The 22,700-nt window shown below is 66.5% G+C and carries 21 protein-coding genes; 14 read left to right on the top strand and 7 right to left on the bottom strand.

The features are described 5' to 3' along the window. The first annotated feature begins 65 nt into the window (after nt 1-65). Nucleotides 66-275, top strand: a complete 210-nt coding sequence (locus VFW84_RS04515) for a cold-shock protein (protein WP_329679241.1) — start codon at nt 66-68, stop codon at nt 273-275. A gap of 112 nt (nt 276-387) precedes the next feature. Continuing rightward, nucleotides 388-525, top strand: coding sequence for a hypothetical protein (locus VFW84_RS04510; protein ID WP_329679240.1), 138 nt, complete (start codon nt 388-390; stop codon nt 523-525). 21 nt (nt 526-546) lie between these two features. Here VFW84_RS04510 and VFW84_RS04505 read toward each other — a convergent pair whose 3' ends face one another. Genes VFW84_RS04505 through VFW84_RS04495 form a run of 3 tightly spaced genes read right to left on the bottom strand, consistent with a single transcriptional unit; the run spans nt 547 to nt 3,180 of the window. After that, the gene (locus tag VFW84_RS04505; RefSeq protein ID WP_329679239.1) at nt 547-978 is read right to left on the bottom strand and encodes an MAPEG family protein; all 432 of its coding nucleotides are present in this window, start codon (nt 976-978) and stop codon (nt 547-549) included. Nucleotides 979-991: 13 nt separating this feature from the next. Beyond that, nucleotides 992-1,768 (bottom strand): 5'-methylthioadenosine/adenosylhomocysteine nucleosidase, encoded by a 777-nt coding sequence (locus tag VFW84_RS04500; protein ID WP_329679238.1) that lies wholly within the window; start codon nt 1,766-1,768, stop codon nt 992-994. Between the two features lie 2 nt (nt 1,769-1,770). Beyond that, nucleotides 1,771-3,180 carry a HAMP domain-containing sensor histidine kinase gene (locus VFW84_RS04495; RefSeq protein ID WP_329679237.1) on the bottom strand — a complete coding sequence of 470 codons (1,410 nt, stop codon included), beginning with the start codon at nt 3,178-3,180 and terminating at the stop codon, nt 1,771-1,773. Between the two features lie 206 nt (nt 3,181-3,386). Between VFW84_RS04495 and VFW84_RS04490 the strand changes: the two genes are divergently transcribed. After that, nucleotides 3,387-3,686 (top strand): hypothetical protein, encoded by a 300-nt coding sequence (locus tag VFW84_RS04490; RefSeq protein WP_329679236.1) that lies wholly within the window; start codon nt 3,387-3,389, stop codon nt 3,684-3,686. On the opposite strand, the gene VFW84_RS04485 is transcribed toward VFW84_RS04490, so the two are convergent. After that, nucleotides 3,661-4,920, bottom strand: a complete 1,260-nt coding sequence (locus VFW84_RS04485; protein ID WP_329679235.1) for an MFS transporter — start codon at nt 4,918-4,920, stop codon at nt 3,661-3,663. The genes VFW84_RS04490 and VFW84_RS04485 overlap by 26 nt on opposite strands. Nucleotides 4,921-5,007: 87 nt before the next feature. Here VFW84_RS04485 and VFW84_RS04480 point away from each other — a divergent pair, with 87 nt between their 5' ends. From VFW84_RS04480 to VFW84_RS04465, 4 genes are all read left to right on the top strand, one after another. Beyond that, nucleotides 5,008-5,997, top strand: coding sequence for a bifunctional enoyl-CoA hydratase/phosphate acetyltransferase (locus tag VFW84_RS04480; RefSeq protein ID WP_329679234.1), 990 nt, complete (start codon nt 5,008-5,010; stop codon nt 5,995-5,997). After that, nucleotides 5,994-7,187 carry an acetate/propionate family kinase gene (locus VFW84_RS04475; protein WP_329679233.1) on the top strand — a complete coding sequence of 398 codons (1,194 nt, stop codon included), beginning with the start codon at nt 5,994-5,996 and terminating at the stop codon, nt 7,185-7,187. The genes VFW84_RS04480 and VFW84_RS04475 overlap by 4 nt, the downstream gene beginning before the upstream one ends. Nucleotides 7,188-7,222: 35 nt before the next feature. Beyond that, the gene (mgtA, locus tag VFW84_RS04470) at nt 7,223-9,838 is read left to right on the top strand and encodes a magnesium-translocating P-type ATPase (RefSeq protein ID WP_329679232.1); all 2,616 of its coding nucleotides are present in this window, start codon (nt 7,223-7,225) and stop codon (nt 9,836-9,838) included. 67 nt (nt 9,839-9,905) lie between these two features. Next, on the top strand, nt 9,906-11,666 hold the full coding sequence (locus VFW84_RS04465) for a PHA/PHB synthase family protein (RefSeq protein ID WP_329679231.1): 1,761 nt from the start codon (nt 9,906-9,908) through the stop codon (nt 11,664-11,666). An 18-nt stretch (nt 11,667-11,684) separates the two neighbouring features. On the opposite strand, the gene VFW84_RS04460 is transcribed toward VFW84_RS04465, so the two are convergent. After that, the gene (locus VFW84_RS04460; RefSeq protein WP_329679230.1) at nt 11,685-12,260 is read right to left on the bottom strand and encodes an NnrU family protein; all 576 of its coding nucleotides are present in this window, start codon (nt 12,258-12,260) and stop codon (nt 11,685-11,687) included. Between the two features lie 161 nt (nt 12,261-12,421). Between VFW84_RS04460 and VFW84_RS04455 the strand changes: the two genes are divergently transcribed. From VFW84_RS04455 to VFW84_RS04445, 3 genes are read left to right on the top strand one after another with little or no spacing between them, the layout of a single operon-like run. Beyond that, nucleotides 12,422-13,840 (top strand): glutamate-cysteine ligase family protein, encoded by a 1,419-nt coding sequence (locus tag VFW84_RS04455; protein ID WP_329679229.1) that lies wholly within the window; start codon nt 12,422-12,424, stop codon nt 13,838-13,840. An 11-nt stretch (nt 13,841-13,851) separates the two neighbouring features. Continuing rightward, nucleotides 13,852-14,919, top strand: coding sequence for a M14 family metallopeptidase (locus VFW84_RS04450; RefSeq protein WP_329679228.1), 1,068 nt, complete (start codon nt 13,852-13,854; stop codon nt 14,917-14,919). After that, a complete protein-coding gene (locus VFW84_RS04445; RefSeq protein WP_329679227.1) occupies nt 14,903-15,751 on the top strand; it encodes a class I SAM-dependent methyltransferase in 849 nt (282 codons plus the stop codon). The genes VFW84_RS04450 and VFW84_RS04445 overlap by 17 nt, the downstream gene beginning before the upstream one ends. 4 nt (nt 15,752-15,755) lie before the next feature. Here VFW84_RS04445 and VFW84_RS04440 read toward each other — a convergent pair whose 3' ends face one another. Then, nucleotides 15,756-16,385 (bottom strand): PEP-CTERM sorting domain-containing protein, encoded by a 630-nt coding sequence (locus VFW84_RS04440; RefSeq protein WP_329679226.1) that lies wholly within the window; start codon nt 16,383-16,385, stop codon nt 15,756-15,758. Between the two features lie 241 nt (nt 16,386-16,626). On the opposite strand from VFW84_RS04440, the gene VFW84_RS04435 reads away from it, so the two are divergent. Together VFW84_RS04435 and VFW84_RS04430 are read left to right on the top strand one after the other, a co-directional pair. Continuing rightward, the gene (locus tag VFW84_RS04435; RefSeq protein ID WP_329679225.1) at nt 16,627-16,794 is read left to right on the top strand and encodes a hypothetical protein; all 168 of its coding nucleotides are present in this window, start codon (nt 16,627-16,629) and stop codon (nt 16,792-16,794) included. Nucleotides 16,795-16,824: 30 nt separating this feature from the next. Further along, entirely contained in the window at nt 16,825-17,817 is a 993-nt protein-coding gene (locus VFW84_RS04430; RefSeq protein WP_329679224.1) for a cation diffusion facilitator family transporter, read from the top strand. On the opposite strand, the gene VFW84_RS04425 is transcribed toward VFW84_RS04430, so the two are convergent. Beyond that, nucleotides 17,783-20,314 (bottom strand): response regulator, encoded by a 2,532-nt coding sequence (locus VFW84_RS04425; protein ID WP_329679223.1) that lies wholly within the window; start codon nt 20,312-20,314, stop codon nt 17,783-17,785. The two genes, VFW84_RS04430 and VFW84_RS04425, sit on opposite strands and share 35 nt — an antisense overlap. 218 nt (nt 20,315-20,532) lie before the next feature. Here VFW84_RS04425 and VFW84_RS04420 point away from each other — a divergent pair, with 218 nt between their 5' ends. Beyond that, nucleotides 20,533-21,735, top strand: a complete 1,203-nt coding sequence (locus VFW84_RS04420; protein WP_329679222.1) for a nitronate monooxygenase family protein — start codon at nt 20,533-20,535, stop codon at nt 21,733-21,735. Nucleotides 21,736-21,862: 127 nt separating this feature from the next. Beyond that, nucleotides 21,863-22,687 (top strand): gamma-glutamyl-gamma-aminobutyrate hydrolase family protein, encoded by an 825-nt coding sequence (locus VFW84_RS04415; protein ID WP_329679221.1) that lies wholly within the window; start codon nt 21,863-21,865, stop codon nt 22,685-22,687. Nucleotides 22,688-22,700 lie beyond the last annotated feature (13 nt).

Raw genomic sequence — 22,700 nt, 5'->3', positions numbered from 1 at the left:
GTGTTTCTGCACTGCGCTGGCATGTGCTGCGCTTAACCTCACTTGTAATCAAGGAAATTTAAATCATGACGACTCAAACCGGCACCGTGAAGTGGTTCAACGAAGGCAAGGGCTTCGGCTTCCTGGCCCAAGATGGCGGCGGTCCTGACCTGTTCGCTCACTTCAGCGAAATCACCGGCAGCGGCTTCAAGACCCTGCTCGAAAACCAACGCGTTGAATTCGAAGTCAAGCAAGGCCAGAAGGGCCCCCAGGCTTCCAATATTCGTGTGCTCTGATCACGGCACCCTGGCTTCACCCGAAGCCACGTGACTGAAGAAACCGCGGTCTCCACCGCGGTTTTTTTTCGCCCGCACGATCCCACCATCCATCGACCGACAGGAGTGCCACATGGCCAAAGGACAGCAACGCAGCAACAAGGAGGCCAAGAAGCCTTCGAAGAACCAGCCCCCGGCCAAGCCGATCTCCGCGCAGGCGGTCATGCCCACGGTGGTGACCGTGGTGCCCGACCGCAGCAAGAAGAAGTGAGTTGAATGCCTGAGGGCGTGCTCAGCCCGGCAGCAGGCGCCACAGCAGCACGCCCCACATGACCGCCACCACCCCGTTGCTGAGCGCGAACACGCTCAGGCGGTGGATGACGTGGTTGTAGCTCAGGTAGATCAGGGAGTGCGCCAGGCGCAGGGCGACGTACAGCCAGGCCAGGGTCATGAGCAGACCATCGACATGCTGGCTGACAAAGGCGACGACGCAGGCCACGTAAAAGAGCACGGGCACTTCCAGCAGGTTCATGAACACCCGGTTGGGCAGGCGCACATGGGCGGGCACCCGTTCGGATTCGCCATGCTTGAAGTCATTGACCTCGACCTGTCCGGCCACGCTGGCGCGGATGCGCGCGATCGGGATCAGCAGCAGGACGGTCAGGGTCCACAAGGCCAGCGAGGCCACGGGCAGGAAGATGGCTTGGGCAAGGGGGGTGGTCACGGGGGCTCCTCAATCAAGGATGGGCGGGCCATGAGCGCAGCACCTGCGCCACGATGGCGCTCGAATAGCGCTGGGCGACATCGCTGACAAAACGCATGAAATCGACGTGGGCGGCGTCATCGGCGCGGTCCGAGATGGTCCGCACCACGGCAAAGGGCAGGGCCAGATCCATGCACACCTGGGCGATGGCGGCGCCTTCCATCTCCACGGCCAGCGCATCGGGAAACGCCTGGCGCAAGGCCTGGCTGTCGGCGGCCGTGCCGATGAAGCGGTCGCCGCTGAGGATCAGCCCGGTGTGCACGCGGGGCGCCTGCAGGCCCAGCTCATGGAGGTGGACATCCGACAGCGGCCCCCCTTGGCCCAGCGCCTCGGGGCACAGGGCCTGGCGCGCGCCGCGGGCCAGGGCCTCGCTCAGGGCGGGGCTGGCCGGCAGGCGGGTGATGCCTCGCCCGGGGATCTCATGGCGGGGGAAGAGGGGGGAGGCGTCCATGTCATGCTGAACCAGATCGGTGGCCACGACCACATCGCCGACGCGCACGTCCGGCCCCAGTCCGCCGGCCACGCCGGTGAACAGCAGGGCGTCGACCTTGAATTCACTGATCAGCAGGGTCGTGGTGATGGCCGCCGCCACCTTGCCGATGCCCGAGAGCACGGCCACGACCTCCACGCCGTGCAGGTGCCCGCACCAGAACTCGCGCCCGCCGCGTCGCACCGGGGTCTCGTCCGGCATGGTGTCCAGCAGAGCTTGCAGTTCTTCGGGCATGGCAGCCACGAGGGCGAGACGGTTCATGGTCAGGAGCGATGGGGCAGGCTGAAGAAGAAGCTGGCGCCTTGTCCGGGGCGCCCTTCGGCCCAGACGCGCCCGCCGTGGCGTTCAATGATGCGCTTGACGATGGTCAGGCCCACGCCGTCGCCAGAGAACTGCTGGCCGTGCAGGCGGCGAAAGGGCTGGAACAGCTGCGCGGCCTGTTCCGCCGTGAAGCCCACGCCGTTGTCGCGCACTTCGATGACGATCTCGCTGGGAGTCTCGCCCTGGAGGGGGCTCAGGACACGCACTTCCGCCTTGGGGCGCACCTGACTGAACTTCAGGGCGTTGCCGATCAGGTTGACGAAGACCTGGCGCAGCAGCCCGGCGTCGACCTGCACCTGCGGCAGGGCATCGCGGTGCACGCACGCCGCGCGCTCCTGGCCCAGGCTGACGGCCAGGGTCTGAAGGGCATCGTCCAGCACCGCGTCCAGGGCGGTGTGCTGCAGGTTCAGCTCGGCATGGGAGACGCGGGCCAGCTGGAGCAGATTGCCCACGAGATGCGTCAGGCGGTGAGCTTCGGCACCGATCTCGGCCACCATGCGCTGGGCGCGGGGCAGATCACCCTGCTGCAAGGCCTGCTCCGTCAACTGGGTCAGGCTGTGCATGCCGCCCAGGGGGCCGCGCAGGTCATGCGAGACCATGCCGTTGAAGGCCTCCAGGCCTCGCACCACTTCGTGCAGCTCCTCGGTGCGCTCATCGATGCGCTGCTCCAGCGATTCATTGAGCTGGCGCAGCGCCTGTTCGGCCTGCTGGCGGCCCCGCAACTCGGCCTCCAGCTCCTTGTGCAATCGACCCAGCGACGCCGCCACAATGCCCACCCCGACCAGGGTGAAGGGCGCCGAGGCCCAGTAACGCAGGATGAAGGTGGTCTGTCCCGCCAGGGCGGCGGCGGCCACCATGGTCGGATAGAGCAGCAGGCTGATCAGGAGCGCGCCGGAGCTGTCGCCAGAGACGCGGTGCAGATGGCGGTGACAGATCAGCAAGCCGTAGCTGAAGACCAGGCAGGAGGCGGCGTGACCGCTGAACTCGCCCAGGCCGAGCAGATACAGGAGCCCCGTCACGGCCAGGAAGGTGGGTGGCATCACCGCCACCACGACCCAGCTGGAGGGTGTGTGCAGACCGGCGTAGCGCCGCAGGCCGGCCAGCAGGGCGGCCATGCAGCCCACGCCCAGCACCAGATTGATGCCGTGCCTCCAGACGATCGGCATGTCCGCGTTGTTCACCGTGGGCGCGATGATGTTCAGCGTGGCGGCCATGGCAAAGGCCGCAGCCAGCCAGGCCAGGCCCCAGTCAGGGCGGATGCGCCGGCCCTTCCAGAGCAGCACGGCGAGAAAGGCCTGGACCACGCCTGAGCTGATGCCAAAACCTTCAGCGTGGGTCAGTGACAGGGGCATGGGTGATCCTGGCGGAGTTCTGAAGGGGGTAGCGCCCGGGTTGGAACGGGTTCAGTGTAAGGGAGCGAGCCGGGCTCCGTGTCAGGGATGTCCGGGTACAAACCTGAGTGTGGATCGCCAAAGTTTGCGCACGATCCCGTGTTTTTGGGTATGGTGGTGCGTGTCCTTCTGTCGTAATCTCGGAAGCAGGGCTGCTGGAAACCGCCATGGTTGACTTTGAACGAATCCTGGCCGGCGTGGTCGTCGGCATCTGCGTGTTGCTGCTGGTGCGCCTGTCGATTGGCGCGCGCCGCAGGCAGCGGCTGGACCGCGTCTTGTGGGACCGTTGGCAGGCGCTTCGCCGCGCGGCCTGGTCTGTCTGGCACTGGCGGGCCTCACGCAGGGCCGCCACCCAGGCGGCCGATGAGGCGCGGCGCGCCATCGAGCGCGCCCGTCAGCGCAAGGTGGACCGCCAGGGCAATGTCTACACCCCCGAGGCCTTCAAGGAGCCCCGCAAGCCGCATTGATGCGTCGCCCCACCAGACTGGCCGACACGATGCCCAGCAGCAACACGAAAGCCGCCCCCTGGAACACGCCCTGGTCGTGTCCATGGTCGAGCAGGGCGCCAAACACCGGTGCGGCCGCCGCGAACCCCACATCCAGGGCCGAGTAGACCGTGCCGTAGACGCGTCCGGTGGCCCCTTCCGGGGCAGCGCGCTTGATCAGCATGTCGCGCGAGGGGCCGGCCAGGCCCGTGCCAAAGCCCGCCAGTGCGGCGGCGACCGAGGCGCTCCAGGCCGACAGCCAGCCGGTCGAGGTCAGCAGGAGCAGCACCACGGCCAGTGCCATGGCGCCGGCGATGAGCCGCTCCAGGCGCTCGACGCGTGCCAGCAAAAAGCCCCCCAGCACCATGCCGACGGCGCCGCAGAGCATGTAGCCCGTCACCACAAAGGCGGTGGCCGAGATGGGCAGCCCGTACATGTGGCTGAGCGCCGGGCTGGCAAAACTCTGGATGGCGCTGAGGGCCGCCGTGGTCCAGAAAAAGAAGGAAAAGCACAGCCACACGGAGGGCAGTTTCAAAAAGGCCAGGGGATGGTCCTGACGTGGCGCGGTGGTCGTGGGGGCCCCGGCAGGGCCGCTCGGCGCCGTGTGGGGCTGGCGGTCCTGGATGTCTGCACGGAAGACCAGCAGCAGGGCCAGCACGGTGATCCCGATGCCGGCGGCGGCCAGGCAGGCCAGGCGCCATTGCCCGGTGGCCGAGCTGATGCCGATCAGGAAGACGGGCGCCAGCGCCCAGCCCAGGTTGCCGCTGATGCCATGCACGGCGAAGGCATGCCCCAGGCGGGGCAGCGACACCCGTTTGTTGAGGATGGTGAAATCAGCCGGGTGAAAGGGCGCATTGCCCAGCCCGGCCAGGGCGGCGGCCAGCATCAGGCCCTGGTAGCTGTGGGCGGCGGCAGCGGCCAGCGAGGCCGCCACGAAACAGACCATGGCGCCCCAGAGCACGGGGCGGGCCCCGATGCGGTCGACCACGAAGCCGGCCAGGGCCTGTCCGACCCCGGAAATCACGAAGAACAGCGACACCAGCAGGCCCAACTGGGAGTAGCTCAGACCGAATTCCTGGATCAAGGCCGGGAACAGCGGCGGCAGCAGCATGTGGTGGAAGTGGGAGGTGCCGTGCGCCAGACCGATCAGGCCGATGGTTCTGGCCTCCTGGCGGACGGAGGGCGTCGGTGCGCTGGACAGGGTCGCGGTGCTCATTGTTGACACTGTAGGTCATGATGCGGCCACAAGCCGCCGTCATCCTATAAGCTCTGCACTCAAGCCACGCATTCGGGACCGACTCACATGAACGCCAACGCCCCCGTCCACCGGACACCGACCGACGTGCCGCCGATGCACTTGTTCGACCCGCATGTCATGCTCAACCAGTGGGTGGACAGTTTCAAAGGGCTCGATCCGGTGCATTGCGCCGTGGTGCACCCCTGTGATGTCGAGTCCCTGCGGGGGGCGGTCGAGGCAGGACACCGGGGGTTGATCGTGCCTCGCCTGGTGGGGCCGGAGTCGCGCATCCGGGCCATGGCCGATGTGGCGGGCATCGACCTGCGTGGGCTGGTCATCGACGCTGTGCCGCACAGCCATGCGGCGGCGGCCCGCGGGGCCGAGCTGGCGGCGGCCGGCCAGGTGCATGTCCTGATGAAAGGCAGCCTGCACACCGACGAGATGATGCATGCGGTGATCGGGACACCGGCGCTGCGCACCAAGCGGCGCCTGTCGCATGTGTTTCGCTTCAACATCCCGACCTATCCCAAGCCCCTGTTGCTGACCGATGCGGCCATCAACATCAACCCCTCGCTGGACGAGAAGGTGGACATCGTCCAGAACGCGATCGATCTGGCGCACTTTCTGGGGGTGTCACACCCCAAGGTGGCGGTGTTGTCGGCCGTGGAAACCGTCACCCCTCGCATCTCCTCGACCCTGGATGCGGCGGCGCTGTGCAAGATGGCGCAGCGCGGGCAGATCACGGGAGGCATCATCGATGGCCCGCTGGCCTTCGACAACGCGATCTCGGCCGAGGCCGCGCGCATCAAGGGCATCGAGTCCGAGGTGCCGGGGGATGCCGATATCCTGGTGGTGCCTGATCTGGAGGCCGGCAACATGCTGGCCAAGTTGCTGGAATACCTGGCCGGCGCAGCCAGCTGTGGCGTGGTCATGGGCGCGCGTGTGCCCATTGCCCTGACCAGCCGCTCCGATGGCGCGGAGTCGCGCATGGCCTCGGCGGCCCTGGCTGCCCTGGTGGCGCGCGGCAGCCATCCGGAGCTGGCGAGGAAGGCATGAGCGAGGCGGTCCTGACGGTGAACGCGGGCTCGTCGTCCCTGAAGTTCGGGGTCTACGAGCGGGGGCAGCCGCACGCCGCCATCACCGGTCAGATCGAAGGGCTGGAGCCGGGCGGCACGCCGGTGCTCAAGCTGGCGGGGCAGGCGCCCGAGGGGCTGGAGGCGGGGGCCGGTCAGGCCGGAGGGCATGAGGGCGCTTTCGAGATGGCGTTGCGGCGCTTGGCCGCCCTGCTGGGCGCGCGGGCGCGACCGGTGCGCCTGCGCGCGGTGGCGCACCGCATCGTGCATGGCGGCGAGCGCTACACCAGCGCGGTGCGCGTGGATGCCGAGGTGATGCAGGCCTTGCAGGCCCTGGAGCCGCTGGCGCCGCTGCACCAGCCCCACAACCTGGCGGGGGTGCGTGCCTTTGCGCGGGCCTATCCCGATCTGCCACAGATCGCCTGTTTCGACACCGCCTTTCATGCCACCTTGCCCGAGGTGGAGCGTCGCTTCGCCCTGCCGGCCTTGCCGGCTCTGGCTGGCGTGCGTCGCTATGGCTTTCATGGGCTGTCCTATCAGTACCTCACGCAGGTGATGGGCGAGCGCAGCCCCCGCATGGCGGGCGGGCGGGCCTTGATGGCGCATCTGGGCAACGGCGCCAGCGTGTGTGCCGTGCGCGAGGGTCACAGTGTGGCCACGTCCATGGGCTTCTCTGCGCTGGATGGGCTGATGATGGGCACCCGAAGCGGCAGCCTGGATGCCGGCGTGCTGCTGCACCTGCTGCGCCAGGGCTGGACGGCGGATCAGCTCGAAGACCTGCTCTACAAACGCTCGGGACTCAAAGGGGTGTCGGGCCTGTCGGCCGACATGCGCACCCTGCGGGCCAGCCAGGATGAGCGGGCGCAGCAGGCCATTGCCTTGTTCACCCACCGCGTGCTGCGTGAAAGCGGGGCCATGGTGGCGGTGCTGGGGGGGCTGGACGTGCTGGTCTTCACGGGCGGCATCGGTGAGCATGACGGGGTCCTGCGCCAGGCCGTGTGCCAGGGGCTGGCGCACCTGGGCGTGGTGCTGGACGAGGCCGCCAATGCGCGGGCCACCGGCGACGACATCCTGCCCATCCATGCACCTGACAGTGCCGCCGAGGTCTGGGTGGTGCCCACCGATGAAGGCCGGGTGGCGGCGGGGCAGGCCTGGTCTCTGCTGGAGGGGTGAGCGCGGTCGGCGGCGGTTCAGGCAACAAGGGCGACATGTCACAAGCATTGCATCCGGTGGACAGCGAAGCGGCACTGGTGCGCTGGGCCACCCTGTCGGTGGAGGAGGTGCTGCGGGATCTGGGCGGCTCGCCCCACGGCCTGCGGGAGGATCAGGCCCGCGAGCAGCGCGCCAAGGTGGGCACCAACAGCGTGGCTGCGCCGGATCAGGAGGGCCTGTGGCGGCAATTGCTGGGCCGCCTGATCAACCCGCTCAACATCCTGCTGGCCGTGCTCGCCGGCGTGTCGTGGTTCAGCGGCAACCAGGAGTCCGGTGTCGTCATCTTGCTGATGGTGGGGCTGAGCGTGTCACTGGGCTTGTGGCAGGAGCGCCGCTCGGGTCGCGCGGCGGCGGCGCTGCGGGCCATGGTGCACACCACGGCCACGGTGCTGCGGCCATGTCGTGAAGACGCTGCCGTGGCCGCTGAAGACGAGCGGCTGGAGGTGCCGATCGAATCCCTGGTGCCGGGGGATGTGATCCACCTGTCGGCGGGGGATCTCGTGCCGGCCGATGTGCGGCTCTTGAGCGCCAAGGACTTCTTTGTCAACGAGTCGGCGCTGACGGGCGAGTCCTTGCCGGTCGAGAAATACGTGCTGTGCGAACCCCCGGGCGTGGAGGCGCTGCACCTGCGCAATACCTGCTACATGGGCACCCACGTGGCCAGTGGCTCGGCCCTGGCGGTGGTGGTGCAGACCGGTGCGCGAGCCACCTTCGGTGCCATCGCTTCGGTGGTGTCGGCAGAGCATGTGGCCACCAGTTTCGATCTGGGGCTCAGCCGCTTTACCTGGCTGATGTTGCGCTTCATGGCCGTGATGGTGCCCCTGGTGTTCCTGATCAACGGGCTGACCAAGGGCGACTGGATGGAGGCCTTGCTGTTTGCCACCGCCGTGGCCGTGGGCCTGACGCCCGAGATGTTGCCCATGCTGGTGACCGTGAACCTGGCCAAGGGCGCGCTGACCATGTCGCGCAAGAAGGTGATCGTCAAGCGCCTCAACGCCATCCAGAACCTGGGGGCGATGGACATCCTGTGCACTGACAAGACGGGCACGCTGACGCAGGATCGCATCATCCTGGAGCGCTATGTCGACGTCGACGGGCAGCCCAGTGATCGCGTGCTGGAGCTGGCCTATCTGAACAGTTACTACCAGTCGGGCCTGAAGAACCTGCTGGATGTGGCCGTGCTCAAGTACAACGAAGTGCATGAGCGGCTGCATGAGGGCGGGCACTACCGCAAGGTCGACGAGATCCCCTTCGACTTCATGCGTCGGCGCATGTCCGTCGTGGTGGAGGGGCAAGGCGAGCGCCTGCTGATCTGCAAGGGGGCGGTCGAGGAAGTGTTCAGTGTCTGCACGCAAGGCGAGCGCCAGGGCGTGCGTTTTTCGCTGGATCCCAGTCACCTGGGGGCCCTGCAGGATGCCAGCCGCTTGCTCAATGAGGAGGGGTTCCGGGTCATTGCCATTGCCTACAAGCGCGTCGAGGTGCAAGAGGGCGTGGCGACGGCCCACGACGAGTCCGAGCTGGTGCTGCTGGGCTACATCGCCTTTCTCGATCCACCCAAGGACAGTGCACGCGAGGCCTTGCGTGCGCTCACCGGACATGGCTTGCAGGTCAAGATCCTGACAGGCGACAACGAGATCGTGACCCGCAAGGTCTGTCGCGATGTCGGCTTGACGGTCGAGGGGGTGCTGCTGGGTCACGACATCGAGGCGATGACGCCGGAGCAACTGGCCGATGCCGCCGAGGCGACACAGGTCTTTGCCAAGCTCTCGCCCATGCAGAAGGCGCGTGTCATCGAGGCCTTGCGTGGCCGCGGGCATGTGGTGGGCTTTCTGGGGGATGGCATCAACGACGGGCCCGCGCTCAAGGCGGCGGATGTGGGCGTGTCCGTGGACACGGCGGTGGACATTGCCAAGGAGTCGGCCGACATCATCCTGCTGGAAAAGAGCCTGCTGGTGCTCGACGACGGGGTGAGCGAGGGCCGCAAGGTCTTTGCCAACATCCTCAAGTACATCCGCATGGGGGCGAGTTCCAACTTCGGCAATGTGCTGAGCGTGCTGGGGGCCAGCGCTTTCCTGCCTTTCCTGCCCATGGCGCCGATCCAGGTGCTGACCAACAACCTGCTCTACGACGTCTCGCAGACGGCGATCCCGACCGATCAGGTCGACCAGGAGTACCTGGCCAGCCCGCGCCGCTGGGAGATCGGCAACATTGCCCGCTTCATGCTGATGATGGGGCCGGTGAGTTCGGTGTTCGATTACCTGACCTTTGCCTTGATGATCTGGGGCTTCCAGGCACTGGCACCGGGCGGTGAGGCCTTGTTTCACACCGGCTGGCTGGTCGAGTCCCTGCTGTCTCAGACCGTGATCATCCATGTCATCCGCACCTCGCGCCTGCCCTTTGTGCAAAGCCGGGCCAGCACGCCCCTGATGTGGACCAGCCTGGCCGTGTGCGCCGTGGGGGTGTACTTGCCTTATTCACCGCTGGCCGCCTCGCTGGGCCTGGTGGCCTTGCCGTGGGCCTACTGGCCGGCCTTGGCGCTCATCCTGCTGTCCTACATGGGCGCCATGCACCTGATGAAGCGCTGGTTTGCGCGGCGTTACGGCTGGCACTGACAGGATCGGTGTTCGTCGTCCTGAAAGTCTGTCAAACTGAAGATCGAACGGTCGAAACAAGAGAGTCATGCGCCCCTCACAGCAACCTCGTTATGTGGCCACGTCGCCGGTGGATGCGGCACGTGCACTGGATCAGAGCTTTCGCGGCACGGTCGCCCACCTCACCTCGGGGCTGTCGCCCATCGGCTTGGGGCTGGCCTGGGCCGACTGGGCCTGGCATCTGGCGGCGGCACCAGGCACGGCCGCCCGACTGGTCACGGAGGCGCAAGCCACCGGGCTGAAGGCGCTGGCTCGGCAGGCCGCCACGAATCAGGGCGAGCCGCCCTCCGCCGACCCGCGCTTTTCCGGGCCGGAGTGGTCGCAGTGGCCTTATTCCTGCTGGGCGCATCTGCACGACGTGAGCCAGGCCTGGTGGGACGATGCCACCAACCTGGAAGGGGTGGAGCCGCACCACCGTGATGTGGTCCGCTTGTTTGCCCACCAGTGGATGGATTTCCTGTCACCCAGCAACTGGCCCTGGACCAATCCGCAGGTGATCAAGGCCACAGTGGAGACCAAGGGCAGCAACCTGGTCCAGGGCCTGCACAACGCGCTGGATGACTGGCGGCGTGTGCATGGCCTGGATCCCCTCAATGGCGATGCACGTCAGGTGCATCAGCCGGGCGTGGATGTGGCCTGCACGCCGGGGCAGGTGGTGCACCGCAACCACTTGGTCGAGTTGCTTCAGTACGAGCCCACCACCCCCACGGTCAAGCGCGAGCCCGTCTTCATCGTGCCCTCGTGGATCATGAAGTACTACATCCTGGATCTGTCGCCGCACAACTCCATGGTGCGCTACCTGGTCAGCCAGGGACACACGGTCTTCATCCTGTCCTGGCGAAACCCGGATGAGAGCGATGCGCTGATCGACATGGAGGACTACCTCCACCTGGGTGTCTTCGACTGCCTGGCGGCCATCACCCGGCTGACCGGTGGCGTGCCCATCCATGCGGCGGGCTACTGCCTGGGCGGCACGCTCTTGTCCATCGGCGCGGCGGCGCTGGCGCGACCACAGAAGATCGAGTCCGCCGAGCAGATCGCCCCGATCAAGACGCTGACCTTGCTGGCCGCCGAGGTGGATTTCCGGGAGCCCGGGGATCTGGGCATCCTGATCGACGAGTCACAGGTCAAGCTGCTCGAAGACATGATGGCCGAGCGGGGCTTCCTGACCGGGCCGCAGATGGCGGGCTCCTTCCAGTTCCTGCACTCGCGTGACCTGATCTATTCGACGCGCATGCGCGAGTACCTGCTGGGCGAGCGCGATGCCCCCAGCGACCTGATGGACTGGAACGCCGATGTGACGCGCATGCCGGTGGCCATGCACAGCCAGTATCTGCACAGTCTTTACCTGAACAACACCCTGGCCGATGGCCGCTACCGGGTGGAGGGGCAGCCGGTGTCGCTTAGCGACATCCGCGTGCCGATGTTTGCCGTGGGCACCGTCAAGGACCACGTCTCACCGTGGAAGTCGGTCTACAAGATCCATCGCCTGACCGAGACCGAGTTGACCTTCGTGCTGACCTCGGGTGGCCACAATGCGGGCATCGTGTCCGAGCCGGGCCATCCTCGGCGCGACTTCCAGCTGCTGCGCACGCCAGCCGATGCGCCCTGGCTGGATCCGGATGCCTGGGCCCAGCGCGCCGAGCGTGTGGAGGGCTCGTGGTGGCCCACCTGGCACGATTGGCTCAGTGCGCGCAGCGAGGGGGAGGTCCCTGCGCGCCAGCTCAGCCCCAAGACCACACTGGGCCCGGCACCCGGCACCTATGTGCACGTGAGGTACCGCGACTGAACGCGCGGCTGGGGTGGCTCAGCCGCGGATCAGCGGCATGCCGATCAACCAGGCGTGGCCCTTGACCACGAAGGCGCCATAGAGCGCCAGACCGCCCACCACCACGATGACATCGTTGAGGGCCGTGCCAGGCAATTGGGGCGTGGCGCGGGGCGCACGACGCTTGAGCGAGATGCGGTCGGCCACGGCCCAGGCCAGGAAGGCGCCAAAGAGCAGCACCTCATGCAGGCTGCCGTTGCACAGCAGGTGCCCCAGCGCCCACAGCTTGGTGGCCACCAGCATGGGGTGCTTGGCTGCGGTCTTGATGCGGCCGGGCAGGTAGGCGGCCAGCAGCAGCGGGAACACCGGCACCATCAGCAGCATGGTCAGGTGGCGCGTCCAGCTGGGGGGTGTCCACAGCACGGTGGGCTCCAGGCGCACTTGCGCCCAGCCTTGCACCAGCAGCACGAAACCCACCAGGGAAATCAGCGCGTACACGCCCTTCCAGGGCCATTCGCCCAGGCGCGCGGCCAGGGCATTGCGCAAGGGGTTTGCCACGATGGCGATGGAGTGGATCCCCAGAAAGATGATCAGACCCAGGACAAACTGTGACATGGCAGGACGGCTCCGCAGTGGTGCATGCAATGACGGGATTGTGCCGGGCTCCGGGGGCGACACAGCACTTGATGTTTCTCAAGAAGTGCGCAAACAATGACGCCGATGGCCGTGAGCATGGCCATCATGTCCGTATCTCCACATGACACGAGCATCACATCATGGGACAAGACATCGACACCATGGCGTTCCAGGACTGCGACGTCGAGCGTTTCTCTCGCCGCCTGGAGGACGAAACTTTGCTGGCCCGGCGCATGTTTGCTCAAGGTGACTTTGACGCTGTCGGGCGCTGTGCGGGTTTCGAGCTGGAGGCCTGGCTGGTGGATCACAAGCACTGCCCCTTGCCTTGCAATCAGCGTGTGTTGGCACGCCTGGCCGATCCCCTGGTCGTGCCCGAGCTCTCGCAGTTCAACATCGAACTCAATGGCACGCCCCAGCCCCTGAAAGGCGCGGCCCTGTCGCAACTGGCACAGGAGCTGACGGCGACCTGGGGGCGCTGTGTGCAGGCGGCGCATGAGGAGGGGGCCACCGTCATGGCCATCGGCACCTTGCCGACCCTGCGCGATGCAGACCTCACGGTGGCGCACATGTCGCCCACACGCCGGTATGCGGCGCTCAACGAGCAGGTGCTCAAGGCCCGTGGCGGACGCCCCCTGACCTTGAACATCGAGGGGCGCGAGAGCCTGTCCACCAGCCATGCGGATGTCATGCTTGAAGCCGCCTGCACATCGTTCCAGGTGCATCTGCAGGTGCCGGCCGACGAGGTGTCGCGCCACCTCAATGCCTCCATGTTGCTGAGCGGGCCGCTGGTGGCTCTGGCGGCCAACTCGCCCTTCCTGTTCGGTCGTGCACTCTGGCACGAGACCCGCATTCCCTTGTTCGAGCAATCGGTGGATTGCGGGGTGAATCACCCGGAGCGCAACCGCGTGACCTTCGGTGAGGGCTATCTGGGGGCGGATCCCATCGACTATTTTGGTGACCATGAGGTGCGCTACCCGGTGCTGCTGCCCTTGTGCAGCGAGGGGCCTCCGGAGGCCTTCGCTCATCTGCGCCTGCACAATGGCACGGTATGGAGCTGGAACCGCCTGCTGATCGGCTGGGACGCCCAGGGCCAGCCGCACCTGCGCATCGAGCAGCGCGTCATGCCCGCCGGGCCCAGCGTGGTGGACATGATGGCCAATGCTGCGTTTTATTACGGTGTGGCACACATGCTGGCACGGCAGCCGCAGCCGCCCGAGAGCCTGCTGCCCTTCGAGCAGGCGCGCGACAACTTCTACCGCGCGGCCCGCGATGGGCTGGATGCGGGCATCACCTGGCTGCACGGTGTGCGGCAGCCCGTGTTGAGCCTGCTGGAGCAGCACCTTTTGCCCATGGCCCGTGAAGGCCTGCAGGACATGGCTCTGGACGCGCAAGACATCGACCGCTACCTGGATGTGATCGCGGCGCGCTTGCGGACGCGGCAGAACGGGGCGGTCTGGCAACTGAGCCACCATGCCCGTCATGGTGATCTGTTCAAGCTCACCGCGGACTATCAGGAGCACCAGCGCAGCGGCATGCCCGTGCACGAATGGCCCTTGTGAATGATGTGCCTGTGCTGACCCGCCTCGACACCCTGCCCGAGGGCTTTCTGGACACCCCGGCCAGGGATCTGCATCGCCTCTTGTCCGGCCCGACCCTCATCCATCTGCCCGGGCGGCGCACCCCCGAGCTCTTCGTGTCCGTGCTGCTGCATGGCAACGAGGACGTGGGCCTGGTGGCGCTGCAGCAGGTGCTGCGTGCGCATGCGGGCAGACAATTGCCGCGCGCGATGTCCGTGCTGATCGGCAACGTGCCGGCGGCCCGCGAGGGCCTGCGACGCCTGGACGGGCAACCGGATTTCAACCGTGTCTGGCCGGGCACCCAGGAGCACATCGACCGGCCCGAGGCCGCCGTGATGCGCGAGGTGCGCGACATCATGGCCGCGCGGGGCCTGTTTGCCAGCATCGACATCCACAACAACACCGGGCTCAACCCCCACTACAGCGTGGTCAACAGCCTGGCGCCGGCCGTCTTGCATCTGGCGCTGCTGATGTCGCGCACGGTGGTGTGGTTCCAGGGCCCGCCCGGATCGCAGACGGCGGCGTTCACGCCCCTGTGCCCCTCCGTGGCGGTGGAGTGCGGCAAGCCGGGTCATCCCGCCAACGAAGCGGCGGCGGCACGTTTTCTGGAAGCCTGTCTGCATCTGGCCTCCTTCCCCGAGCATGGGGTGAGGCCGCATGACATCGATCTGTATCACACCGTGGGTCTGGTCAAGGTGGCGCCCGACGTGTCCTTCGGCTTCGGCCGGGTCGATGTCGATGTGAACTTCCATCCTCAGCTGGATCACCTGAACTTCCGTGAACTGGACGCCGGGGCCACGTTCGGGTTCACGCGACAGCCGGCACCGCTGCAGGTGTGGGATGAGGCGGGTCAGGACGTCGCGGACGAGTTCTTCCAGGTGGCCGATGGACAGTTGCTGCTGCGGCGCCCGTCCATGCCCGCCATGTTGACGCTGGACGAACGGGTGGTGCGCCAGGACTGCCTGTGCTACCTGATGGATCGGGTGCCTTTTGCCCATGTCACCCATGCCGCCAGCGATGCCGCCCCTGCGGCAGGAGAACCCCATGGCACGACGCTCTGAGGACATCAGCCCCACCGCGCATTACACCGGCTACACCTGGTATCACCACGGCCTGTCGCATCCAGCCTTCGTGACGCCACAGGGCCGGTTCATGGTGGGGGCCACCCGGCCACTGCACTGGATGGCGCAGGCCGTCGGGGCGCCGACCTTGTCCGGCTTCCTGCTCGCACGCCACCGCGTGATCGACCACCTGCTGCACGAAGCCATCGACGCGGGACAGGTGAGTCAGGTCATTGAAATTGCCGCGGGCCTGTCACCTCGTGGCTGGGCCTTCAAGCAACGCCACGGCGTCGCCCTGACCTACATCGAGGCCGATCTGCCCCACATGGCCCGGCGCAAGCAGCGTCTGCTCGCACAGGCCGGTCTGGCGAGCGAGGGCCATCGCGTCGTGGCCCTGGATGCCCTGGCCACGTCGGGTGAGGGGTCCTTGTCCGCGCTGGCCGACTCCCTGGACCCCACCCAGGGGCTGGCCATCGTCACCGAGGGCTTGCTGAACTACTTCGATCAGGCAGCGGTGCTGGGCATGTGGCAGCGCTTTGCCCAGACGCTGGGGCGCTTCCCTCATGGGCTGTACCTGTCCGACATGCATTTGGCGCATCAGAACGCGGGCGCCCATGCCCGGGGTTTTGTGGCCATGCTGTCGGCCTTTGTGAGGGGCCGGGTGCACCTGCATTTCCAATCCGACGCCGAGGCGCTGGCAGCCTTGCGACACCAGGGCTTTGCGGCTGCGGCACTGCACGACCCGCGCGTGCTGCTGGCGCGCTGGGGGCAAACCGCCGCCCCCGGCGCGGGCCTGGTGCGGGTGATCCAGGCCAGCACCGCCAGCCCTTGAGCGATCAGCGCGCCTGCCTGGTGCGACGCTGGGCCAGTCCGCCCATCACGCCCAAGCCTGCCAGCACGAGCGTGTAGGTCTCAGGCTCGGGCACCGCCGGTGCGCTGTTGATGGTGAACTGGAGGTAGGCGGGTTGCCCACCTTCGGCGCTGGAGAAAGTGAAACCAGAGTAGCCGGTGTAGGAGAAGTAGAAGTCTGCGGTGGTCTGACCGGCTCCCAGGGCGCTCTTGACCGCCGACGTCACATCGAAGGACTTCCATCCTGTGCCACCACTGGCGAGGACCGTGCCGATGCCGTTGAGGTTGGCAACATCGTCGCGGCCGGAGGTCCAGATGCTTTCGATGTTGAAGTTGAATGTGATGGCAGTGATGTCATCGAGCACCAAGCCCGAAGCCGTGGACAGATCGAAACTCAGCGCCGTTTCACGTGACGTGCCATAGCCAGGCTCGTAGTAGTGAGACACCTGGTTGGGGTTCGCATCAACGATCCAGCCTCTGTCATTGCCACCGTACCACCAGTCGCGGTAGTACACACGGTCGCCTGCAGCGGTGACGGCGATGTCCTGCGTGGCGGCCATGGCCGGAACAAGGGCGGCGAGGGACAACAGGCCCAGCGCCAGTCGAGCGGCTTTCATCGTGAAACCTCTTACTTCTTGATGACGGTCTGACGATTCAAAAGGGGTCAGCCACCCAGACCTCAGCGACTGACAGTGTCATTCTGTGATCGTGCTCACGATCGAATCTTTGCTTTATCTCAAGGTGGGTCACCTGATGGCCGCCATGACCCCTTGGTCAGGGGTGTCCGCTGAGCTAAGGTAACCTTAAGGCTGGGCCTGCAAGATGACCTCATCGACAACACATCCATGAGGTTTTGCCATGCAGACATCCCTGAACTTGTTCATTCGCCAATACGTGGGCGTGGTCCTGGCCGCGCTGGTGCCTGTGGTGCTGGTGGCCTTCATGTCCATGCCGTTCACGATGGGTGGGCACCCGGGCGAGATGCGTGTCGTCGCCGAGGTGTCGACGATGCAGCATCCGTCCTGACACCTGCCCTCACACGACGATCCTTGCCCCATGAAATTCGCCCCCTTTGACGACGATTCCGAAGACGCCCTGTTCAGCCCGGAGGAGCGCAGCGCGGCCGCCTCGCGCAGCACCTGGGTCAGCGTGGTCGTCAATCTGGTGCTCACGGTCATCCAGATCGTGATCGGGGTGATGGCCAAGTCTCAGGCCCTGGTGGCCGACGGCATCCACTCCCTGTCGGATCTGGTGGCGGATTTTGTGGTGCTCTTTGCCAACCACCACAGCCAGAAGGATGCCGACGAGGACCACCCCTATGGCCATCAGCGCTTCGAGAACGCAGCGTCGCTGGTGCTGGGCCTGATCCTGCTGGGGGTGGGCGGCAGCATGCTGTGGTCCGCCATCGTGAAGCTGCAGAACCCCGACACGGTGGCCACCGTGCACGTCATGGCCCTGTGGGTGGCAGGGGCGGCCCTGGTGTTCAAGGAGCTGCTGTTTCGCTACATGCTGGCCATTGCCAAGCGCGTCAAGTCCAGCATGCTGGTGGCCAATGCCTGGCATGCCCGTTCGGATGCAGCCTCATCCCTGGTGGTGGGCGTCGGCATCGTGGGCAACCTCATGGGCTACCCCATCCTGGATCCGATCGCCGCACTCATCGTGGGCGTGATGGTGACCAAGATGGGCTGGGAGTTTGGCTGGGACGCCATGCATGACCTGATGGACCGGGCGGCCGACGATGAAGAGGTCGACGCCATCCGCCAGACCTTGATGGACACGCCGGGCGTCAGTGGCGTCCATGACGTGCGCACCCGCAAGATGGGCGACATGATCGTGGTGGATGCGCACATCGAGGTGGACGGTGCGATCACGGTGGAGGCCGGGCACGACATCGCCGTGGCAGCCCGTCAGCGGGTGATGCAGCGGCACCGGGTGCTCAATCTGATGACGCATGTCGACCCCTGGCACCGTCCGGATCTGGACCATGCGGCCTCGTCGACCGAGGCCCGCGTCGCTAGCGGGCCACGCCCTGGATCCAGCGTCCCATGACCCGCCAGAGCTCATCGAGCAAGATGGGCTTGGAGATGTAGTCGTTCATCCCGCTGGCCAGGCAGCGTTCGCAGTCGGCCGGCATGGCATTGGCCGTCATGGCGATGATGGGCAGGTCGGCCAGGCCCGGCATGGCACGGATGGCCTGTGTGGCGGCCATGCCATCCATCACCGGCATCTGCATGTCCATGAAGACGAGGTCATAGCGCCGGGCCTGGACCTTTGCGGTGGCCTCGTGGCCATGCTCCGCAAAGTCCACCAGGGCACCTGTGGGGCGCAGGATCTCGTCCATGAGCACGCGGTTGAGAGGCGTGTCCTCGACCACCAGGATGTGTCTGCCCTGGAGCTGAGGCAAGGGCGTGTGCGCCGGGGCGACGCCGTCGGCAGGCACGCTCGACGCCGAGGTCTGCCAGGACTGCAGCGCGTCTCTGAGCATGGACCGTTGCACGGGCTTGACCAGGACCTGATCCGGAGGCTCGGCATGGGCCCGGTCCTCGATGGCGGTCTGGCTGGGGGTGGTCATCCAGATGATCCGGGGGGTGGTCTGCAATGGCAGTGCGCGGATCTGGTGCGCACAGTTCAGGCCATCGGCCTGACCCACACGGGCATCAATGAGCAGCAGGTCGAAGGCTTGTCCTTCCTGGTCACCTTGGGTCACACGCTCGACCGCCTGGGCGCTGGAGGCCACCGTGTCCACCTGCAGACCCAGGCGGCACAGCATGCCTTGCAGCAGCTCACGCACGCGCGGGTGAGCGTCGACCACCAGGGCGCGACGGCCCGAGCAGGTCTGGGCGTGATCCTCAGACGCGGCGCTGGGGTCTTCCTCCAGAGGCAGGCTGAACCAGAAGGTGCTGCCTTGCCCAAGGGTGCTCTCCACCCCGACCTCTCCCCCCATCTGCTCGGCCAGGCTTTTGGAGATGGCCAGTCCCAGGCCTGTGCCACCGTACTTGCGCGTGGTGGAGGCATCCGCCTGCTCGAAGCTCCGGAACAGGCGCGCCTGCTGCTCGGCACTCAGGCCAATGCCGGTATCGCTGACCGCGCCATACAGGCGGGGCGCCTGCCCGGGGGCCTGCTGACGCCGCAGGGTGATGGTGATGTCGCCGTGATCCGTGAACTTGACGGCATTGGCGCCATAGTTGAGCAGGATCTGACCGATGCGGCGTTCGTCGCCGATCAGGTGCTCTGGCACGTCGGGGGCCACATCCAGGATCAGCTCCAGCCCTTTGCTGCTGGCCTTGTCGACCAGTTGCGCGCAAGTGTTGGCCAGCAGCGTGTCGAGCGCGAAGGGCTGGTGAGCGATCTCGACCTTGCCCGCCTCGATCTTGGAGAAGTCCAGGATGTCGTTGATGATCTCCATCAGGTGGTCGCTGGCCGCGCTGACCTTCTCCAGGTAATCGCGTTGCTGCGTCGACAGGTCCGTGCGCAGTGCCAGATGCGTCAGACCGATGATGGCGTTCATGGGCGTGCGGATCTCGTGGCTCATGTTGGCCAGGAACTGGGCCTTGGTGTTCGCGGCGGCCTCGGCGGCCTCCTTGGCCACCCGCAGCGCGTCCATGGTCTCGCGCTCCTGGGTGATGTCCTCGATCACGCCGACCATGCCTTTTTCAGGGTGTGCCAGATCCAGGGCGCGCGCGGTGATGCGTGCCCAGAATGGGCGGCCATCGCGTCGCAGCAGTTGCTGCTCGCGACGATGGGTCTCGCCCCGCATCATCTGGGCATAGACCTGGGCCCCGCCCACGGCGTAATCCTCGTCACTGGCATACCAGACCCGGGTGGACTGTCCGTTGAACTCGCCAGGCGCCACGCCGAAGATCTCTTCGGCCTTGCGGTTGCTGCGCAGGATGACACGGTCGCGCACCAGGCCAATGCCCACCGTGGCAGCGTCGAGGATGGCGCTTTGCTCGATGTTGGCCTTGCTCAGGGATTCGGCCACTTCGGCCAGTTTGGCGGTGCGTTCGTCGACCAGCTCCTGCAGATGATGGCGCAGGCCTTCGAGCTCTTGCGCCGCCCGCTGGCGCTCGGTGATGTCGCGCGCCACGCCCAGCACGCCGATGGGGTGGCCCTGCGCATCGAGCATCGGTGTTTTGACGGTCTCGAACAGCAGGCGCTCGCCGCTGTCGGCAAAGGTGAGCCACTCCTCATTCACCTGGGGGCCACCGGCATCGATGGCGCGCTGGTCATTGAGGCGGAAGAAGTCGGCCAGTTCCTGATCGACAAAATCATGGTCCCGCTTGCCGATGATCTCGGCCTCCGGGGCCCCGAAGTAGCGCTCGAACGACGGGTTGCAGGCCAGGTAGACGCCGTTCAGGTCCTTGAGCCAGACCAGGTCGGGGATGCTGCGCACCAGCGCGTGCAACTGGGCCTGTTGTGCGGCCAGTTCCGCCGTGCGCTGGCGCACGTTGCGTCTCAGCGTCCAGGCCCAGATGCCCAGGAGCGTGCCCGCCAGCAGCAAGACGAGCAGACCCGCCCCCAGGACCGGGGCATAGGGGGTCAACATCGTGTGGACAGGTGTCGGGACGCCGGGCACGTCTGCTCCTGCGGCTGATGGTGGACTGACGAGAACCACAGTGTGCACCAGGTGGGCGGCCTGGGCTGTGGGCTGTGCGGGGCCGGGCGTCAGGGCTTTCCAGCATGCCCTTGATGTTGCTCAAGGCCCTGTTGACAGCGTGCGCCTACCTTCGGGGCCTCAGTGTCGACACCTGCAGGTACCCGTTCATGTCAAGCATCCCCCACGATCTGGATCAAGTTCTCAGCCGCAGCCCCGCGCGGGCGATGACCCTGGCTGGGCGACGATTGCTGCCGATCGTGCAGGGGGGCATGGGGGTCGGGGTGTCCGGTCACCGACTGGCCGGCACCGTGGCCAGCCTGGGCGCGGTGGGCACCTTGTCCTCGGTGGACCTGCGTCGCCACTACCCCGATCTGATGGAGCGCACGACCGGCTTGCCGCAGGATGAGCAGGCCAAGGAGGCCATCAACCAGGCCAATCTGGAGGCCCTGGACCGCGAGATCGCCGCCGCACGCAAGGTGTCCGAGGGGCGGGGTCTGCTGGCGGTCAACATCATGCGAGCCGTGTCCGAATACGCGCCGGCCGTCAAACGCTCGCTGGAGGCAGGGGCCGATGCCGTCGTGGTGGGCGCAGGCCTGCCGCTGGATCTGCCCGATCTGGCCTCCGATCACCCCGATGCGCTGCTGATCCCCATCCTGTCCGATTCACGTGGGGTGCAGTTGATCGTCAAGAAATGGGAGCGCAAGAAGCGTCTGCCCGATGCCATCGTGATCGAGCACCCCCGTTTGGCCGGTGGCCATCTGGGGGCCGCGCGCATCAGTGATCTGAACGATCCGCGTTTTGATTTCGAGCGGGTGATCCCCGAGTGTTTGGCCTTCTTCAAGTCGGCGGGCCTGGAAAAGGAGATCCCCCTGATCGTGGCCGGGGGCATCCGCAGCCTGGACGACATCCGCCGCGTGCAGGCGCTGGGCGCCGCTGGCGTGCAGTTGGGCACTCCCTTTGCCGTGACCGAGGAGGGCGATGCCCACCCCGAGTTCAAGCGCATCCTGGCCGAGGCCAAGGACGAAGACATCGCCGAGTTCACCAGCGTGGCGGGCCTGCCCGCGCGTGCCGTGCTCACGCCCTGGCTGCGCGCCTACCTCAAGGCTGAGCCCAAGCTGCAGGCCGTGGCCCATGTCAAGGCACGTTGCACCAAGGCCTTCGACTGTCTGGCGCAGTGTGGCCTGCGCGATGGTCTGCAAGGCTGGGGCCAGTTCTGCATCGACAACCAACTGGCTGCGGCCTTGCGCGGCGATGTCAAAAAGGGCTTGTTCTTCCGGGGCGCCGGGTCGCTGCCGTTTGGTGACCAGATCCGCAGCGTGCGTGAATTGATGGAGCGGCTGCTCACCGCCCCGAGCCCGGCTCTGGCCTGAGCCCGCTCGCGGGCGTCATTGTTCACGCCCGGCAGGGCTTTGATGCAACACTCCCTTGGTCGACCCCGTTGACAGTTGCCGGCGGTTTGGCACACTGATTGCATCGGGTCTTCGCATGAGTGCTGACATGAATCGCCCCGCGCCGGTTGTTCTGGTGCCTGCCTGCCACCGCGTCCTGGGCCGCCATCCCTTCTATGTGGCGGGTCAGAAGTACGTGGACGCCATCCGTCTGGCGGGCTGTGTGCCCCTGGTCGTGCCGGCGGCCAGCCAGGCTGAACTGACGGTGCTGCTGAGCCTGGCCGACGGTCTCCTGCTGACCGGATCGCCCTCCAACGTGCACCCCAGCCACTTTGGTGAAGAGGTGCACGACCCGACCCTGCCTCTGGATCCCGCCCGTGACGACTGGACCTTGCCCATCATCCGGCAGGCCCTGCAGCAGCGTTTGCCCTTGCTGGGCATCTGCCGGGGCTTCCAGGAGGTGAATGTGGCCCTGGGCGGCTCCCTGCATCAGGCCGTGCACGAGCAGCCCGGCCTGATGGATCACCGGGGCGATGCCGGTGCCCCGGTGGATGTCGAGTACGGCCTGTCGCATCAGGTCAGGCTGGTGCCAGGCGGTTTCCTGGACCAGACCTTGCGGGGCGTGAGCACCGTGCAGGACGGGCAGTTCATGGTCAACAGCCTGCATGGACAAGGTGTCAAGCGCCTGGCCACTGGTCTGCGCGTCGAGGCCACCGCGATGGACGGCGTGGTCGAAGCCTTCACCTGGGTGCCCGATGACGGCGGCCCGACCGCCTTCAGCCTGTGCATGCAATGGCACCCTGAATGGAAAGCCGCGGACAACCCGGTCTCGCGCCGGGTGTTCGAAACCTTTGGGGAGGCCTGCCGGGCCTACCACGCACGCAAGGCCGAATCGCGGCAAGCGCCCAGACCCGAGCCTGCCGTCTCCCCCTGAAACCAGGAAAGCC

The sequence above is a fragment of the Aquabacterium sp. genome (genome assembly GCF_036279655.1).
Lineage (GTDB): Bacteria > Pseudomonadota > Gammaproteobacteria > Burkholderiales > Burkholderiaceae_C > Aquabacterium.
Note: the sequence above shows the minus strand (reverse complement) of the source record. Positions and strands in the feature narration are given on the sequence as shown.